Annotated in this window: 6 protein-coding genes; all 6 read right to left on the bottom strand. The window is 58.7% G+C overall.

Going from position 1 to position 5,273, the window contains the following annotated elements:
* Positions 1–79 precede the first annotated feature (79 nt).
* Complete coding sequence (locus tag ABIZ35_RS00855) at positions 80–292, bottom strand: hypothetical protein (protein ID WP_348217983.1); 213 nt, start codon at positions 290–292, stop codon at positions 80–82.
* A gap of 4 nt (positions 293–296) precedes the next feature.
* A complete protein-coding gene (locus tag ABIZ35_RS00850; RefSeq protein ID WP_348217982.1) occupies positions 297–1,220 on the bottom strand; it encodes an NAD-dependent epimerase/dehydratase family protein in 924 nt (307 codons plus the stop codon).
* Positions 1,221–1,423: 203 nt separating this feature from the next.
* On the bottom strand, positions 1,424–2,827 hold the full coding sequence (locus ABIZ35_RS00845) for a GH1 family beta-glucosidase (RefSeq protein WP_348217981.1): 1,404 nt from the start codon (positions 2,825–2,827) through the stop codon (positions 1,424–1,426).
* A gap of 206 nt (positions 2,828–3,033) precedes the next feature.
* Positions 3,034–3,225, bottom strand: a complete 192-nt coding sequence (locus ABIZ35_RS00840; RefSeq protein ID WP_348217980.1) for a hypothetical protein — start codon at positions 3,223–3,225, stop codon at positions 3,034–3,036.
* 130 nt (positions 3,226–3,355) lie between these two features.
* Positions 3,356–4,186: a DUF1559 domain-containing protein gene (locus ABIZ35_RS00835; RefSeq protein WP_348217979.1), complete on the bottom strand. Its 831-nt coding sequence runs from the start codon at positions 4,184–4,186 to the stop codon at positions 3,356–3,358.
* A gap of 56 nt (positions 4,187–4,242) precedes the next feature.
* On the bottom strand, positions 4,243–5,273 hold a 1,031-nt coding region (locus ABIZ35_RS00830), incomplete at its 5' end, for a LacI family DNA-binding transcriptional regulator (protein WP_348217978.1).

Genomic DNA, 5,273 nt, shown 5'->3' with positions numbered 1-5,273 from the left:
TTTACCCTGCGCAGCAGCTTGTTGGGAAAAAGGGGAGGCGAGCCTCAGCGAGCGGAGGAATAGGGATTACGGGAATAGGTCACGCCAGCCCCCTCGTCTCCCACTTCTCCAAGATCTCCATCGCCTGACGCACCGTCTCATACGCCTCCACCGCCGCCTCGCCCCGCTCGCCGGTGAAATCGGCGGGCAGGCGAGTGAGGTCGCCGCGCTGGACGGCGGCGATGCTTTCCTCCAGCCAGCGCGCCAGTTTTTCCCATTGTTCGTCGCGAGAGAGCGGCGGCTGACCGGGCATGGCGTTAGCTCCCGTAGATGCGCGCTAGGATCGGATCGAAGCCGAGCGGCTTTATGCCGAAGACATCGGTGATCGCGTGGCTTTGGGTGGTGTTGTCGAGACCGAGATTGGAGAGCTGATCCCGGGTGACGGGAGGCTTGGGCATGATGGCTTCCATCACCGTGGCGGCGATCCGGAGGATCGGGACCGGGGCGTGGAGCAGCGGTTTGTTGACGTGCAACGACTTGGCGAAGCCCGTGAGCAGTTCGTTGAAGGAAACTTGCGTGTCGCCGCCGACTTCGTAGACCTGATTCGCCGTGGCGGGATCGGCGAGGGATTTCACGACACACGCCGTGAGGTCGTCGATAAAGATCGGCTGGAATTTGTTGAGGCCCGATCCCGGAACGGGGATCACGGGAAACGGCAGGGCGACCGGAAGGCCGCCGTGCTTGATCAAATCGCCCATCTGCTCCACGAACTCGCCGTCGGAGCCGAGAATAATCGACGGGCGAAAGATCGTATAGGCGTAGCCGCTGGCGGTGACGATTTGTTCGGCCGCCGCCTTGGTGCGCGAGTACTCGGACGGAGCGTTCGCATTGGCGCCGATTGCGCTCATGTAAACAAACCGGCCGGCGAATCCGGCTTTATGGGCAGTGTTGACCAAGTTCTGCGTGCCCTGAACATGGATGCGCTGGAAGGTCTGTCCGCCCTTCGCCTCCTGAATGATTCCCACGAGATGGACAATGGCGTCGACGCCCTGGAACATCTCCGGGGTCAGCGTCGCGGCGTCGCCCACATCCACGCCGTCAATGTAGGTTGCGCCCTTCTTCGCGCGGTCGCCCTGCGGCTTCTTTCGAGACAACCCGCGCACGGTATGCCCCGCCGCCAGCAGCGCCTCAATCGTATGGTTCCCGACAAAGCCCGAGGCTCCGGTGACCAACACTTCCATGTTAATAAACGCTTTCTAAGTCCTCTCGGACCGACAACAGCTATCTTTGAAGGCGAGCAGACAGATCCCGCGCGCCTCTCGCCGTGATAACAGCACTGGCAGGCGAACGGTTCCAATCCACTTCCCTCTCTTCATCCTACCCAGATCAAAGAAAACGCGCCCCAGAATAATATTCCGGGGCGCGTGACGGGGCCGCGAGCCGATTATCCGCCGCCTACGGCGTTGCGGGCGATCACTCCTGAGTAGAACTCGGCGCTGAGTTTGGGAATGCGTTCCTGGGTTTCGTAGTTGACGTAGCAGATCCCGAAGCGCTTGGTGTAGCCGCAGGCCCATTCAAAGTTGTCCATCAGGCTCCAGACGAAGTAGCCTTTGACGGGATAGCCTTCGGCGGCGGCGCGGTGCAGATGGATCAAATGCTCCTGCAGATACATCACGCGGCCGACATCCATGATCTCATTATCCTGAGTAGGTCTGTCGGGGTTAGCGCAGCCGTTCTCGGTGATGTAGATCGCAGGCGGGTTCCAGGCTTCGGACACAAGACGCGGCGCCCAGTACATGATGCTTGGCCCGACCGCGAGCCACGGCATATCCATGCGCGGGTACCCAGGGCCGCAGTTCACGCCGGACCAGCCGCGCGGAGACGCCGGATCGTGGCGGACATAGGTGGGCGCATAGAGGTTCAGCCCGAGGAAATCGATCGGTGAGGCGATGGCCGCCATCTCGTCGTCGGTGAAGATAGGCGCGTCGTCGCCGGCGTCTTCCAGATAGGCGGGATGATACTTGCCTTCGAAGATGGGCGTCAGGTACATTCCGGACAGCTCGCGCAGGGCCTCGCGGGCGGCGGCGATATGCTCGGGAGTTTCCAGAATGGGGACGATGTTCGGGATATTCTCGGCGAGGCCGACTTTGAGACCCGCCGGGCCGGACGCCCGGATCGCCTGCACGGCCAGACCATGACCGTACACGGCATGATGCCGCGCCTGATTCAAGATGCGTTTGGAAACGTTCTTCCCCGGCGCAAACAGCTCTCCGGTGTCCACGTACCCTTTGTCCAAAAAGCACATGAACTCGTTGATGGTAAAGACGCCGCTCAGGCGGTCCCCCAGCTCGGCGGCCATGTACCCGGCGTAATCGGCGAACATATGGGCGCAGTCGCGCGATTCCCAGCCGCCGAAACGATCTTCCGCCCACTGCGGAAGATCCCAGTGGAAGAGGGTCATCCAGGGCTGGATGTCCGCCGCGCGCAGTTCGTCGACAAGACGCTTGTAAAAATCCAATCCCTTGGGGTTGGGAACTCCGTTCGCCTCGGGGAAGATGCGCGACCACGAGACGGAAAATCGATACGATTGCAGGCCCAGACGCTTCATCAGCGCGACGTCTTCTGGATAGCGATGGTAGTGTTCAGTCGCACGGTCGCCATTTTGGTCGAACGCAACGGCTCCCGAACGATGGGAGAATGTATCCCAAACGCTGGGAGAGCGCCCGTCTTCGTTTACCGCTCCCTCGACTTGATAGGCCGCCGTGGCGGCGCCCCACAGAAAATCCCGAGGGTATGGGCAAAAAAGCCGCGCCGTAGTCGATTCGGCGGCATGGTCAAGGTCCGTCACTCTAATAGTTTCCTTCAATCATGTTCACAAGCGAAGATTGCGGTGTATTCACCGGCCCAACAGCTTCTGAAAAAGCGTTTTTTCTAAGCCTGTGAATACATTTTACCTTCGATCAGTCAGAACATTGCCACACACATCCGAGATTTTTATCATTTCTCATGAGAACCACTCACAGATAGGGCGCTGGCGCGGCGCAAACGCCCATCTTATTGTCCCACGGCCTGCTGCCGCGCCTTTTCCTGGGCGGCGGCCATCGCCGCCTGCTGCGCCTGCTGAATGCGCGCCCGCTCTTCGGGAGTTGGGGAGGCAGCGCTGGGAGTGGTTGTCTGCGAAGCGCCGCGATTCCCGCATCCGCTGCTCAGCCCAATCCATACTATCGCCGGAATGATGAACATCATGAAGTGAGACCGACGCCCCACCGTGTACAATCGCATATTTTTTACCATAGGAAACGTTCGCAAATCGGAATGCTGGAGGCAAGAAAATTAGGGGCGGCGCCCTCGCCGCCCCTTCCCGAAGCAGTGCTGCTTAAGAGGGCGGATTGGCGTTATTGCACGCGAACGTGTAGTCGCATACGCCGTCGATATGGATATTGTTCAGCCAATCCAAACGCCCACGCTGAATCGCCTTGACATGGCCGTCCAGGAACAGAAAGTCACTGCCGTTCGAGTGGCGGTATCGAGGCGTGCCGTTGCAACCTTGATAGTAGTTGTAGTGCGCCGTATCGTGAGGAGCATCGCAATCACCATACTGCAGCGCCGAGTCTGTGCCATGGATATGCGCCGCGTCATTGGCGGTAATCCAGTAGTATGCGTCCGCGTTGAATGAAGTGATTGGATTGTAATTGTTGCTTCCGTACGGATTTTGCCCATTGCCGCCGACTTCGATCATCGCGATCTTTTCGCTGACATTGTCAATCTGGGCCTGCGTCACAATCGGCGAAGAAGTTCCTGGATTGTAGCCGACTGGAAATACATCGGCGCGAACAATGAACTGCCCGTTATAGTCCGGGGACGGGAAGGATGGGCAGGAGAATACGCCGCCGACGGTTGTATAGCTATTGGGGCTATTCCCGTTTTTGATGTATGGCTGGATCGCTTGAGTCCAGTCTTTGCCCCCCGGGGCATAATTTGACTGCAGGGGATATGCTTCATCGTAGTCGCCGGTATACATCATCATTCCCAAGCCAATCTGCTTCATATTGGAGATGCAGCTGATTTGACGAGCTTTTTCGCGCGCCTTGGCGAAGACAGGGAACAGGATCGCCGCCAAAATCGCAATGATAGCAATAACCACAAGAAGCTCAATAAGCGTGAACCCCAGGGTTTGAGGGGACTTACGGATGAAAGAACGGTTCATGATATTTCTCCTTATGAACGAAAGAACAGACGTTGTTATTTCTTGCAAGGCCGCCCCTATTGGGGCGGCGGTCCGACAGATTCGCGAACGATCAGTTTTACTGGAAAGATATCGCTCGCGGTCGGTTCGAGCGGCGGCGACTGATTGTCGGAGCCGTCTCCGACTTGATGGAGCAGCAGTTGTACGGCGCGGGCCGCCATGTCACGAAAGGGCTGGCGCATTGTGGTCAGATGCGGCGTGGTCATCTTCGCCAGCATGAGATCGTCAAATCCCGCAATCGAAATATCTCTCGGGGCTTGGAGTCCACGCGCCGCGAGAACATCCAGCGCTCCGTACGCCACGCCATCATTCGCGCAGAAGATCGCCGTCGGCAGCGGGCCGCCCCGGTCGAGCAGCGCCGTCATACGCTCTCGTCCGCTCTCGTCCGTGAAGTATCCCGGCAGGATCAGATCTTCATCCACGGGAAGTCCAGCGTCCATCAAAGAGCGCTGATAGCCTGCCAATCGCCGGCTCGCTCCAGGCTGGTCTAGCTGGCCTGTAAAATGCGCGATTCGGCGATGGCCCAGCTCGATCATATGCGTAACGATCTGATGCGCCCCATCTTCGTCGTCCACTTCGAGATTATGGATTCCCGGCATCATCAGGCCGCCATGGATCGTCACAAACGATGTACGCCGGGAAAGCATTTCAGAAAATTCCGGGGTCAGATTCGGTCCCAGGAATATGATCCCATCCACGCGACCGTCGCAGAAGTGCAGGATCTTCTCTTCCTCCAGCCGCCAGTCGGAAACGGAAAAGACGGTGGTGTTTTGTCCATGACTGACGCACTCAGCCAGTATTCCGTTCAGCACTTCGAGAAAATATAGATTGAGCGGGCCGTCGATGGTTGCAACAACGCCGATCGTGTCCATTCTCCGCCGGGAAAGACCGCGTCCAATGGCGTTGGGGCGATAGTGCAGACGCTTCGCCGCTTCTTCAATTCGGATACGCGTGGCGTCGGAGACGCGGGTGCCCGACCGGGCGCCATTCAGCACCACGGACACGGTCATCGCGGCCACTCCCGCCTCTCGGGCAACGTCTTTTAATG

It is taken from the genome of Capsulimonas sp., from assembly GCF_039929585.1.
GTDB lineage: Bacteria > Armatimonadota > Armatimonadia > Armatimonadales > Capsulimonadaceae > Capsulimonas.
This window is presented reverse-complemented; position numbering and strand designations above follow the sequence as displayed.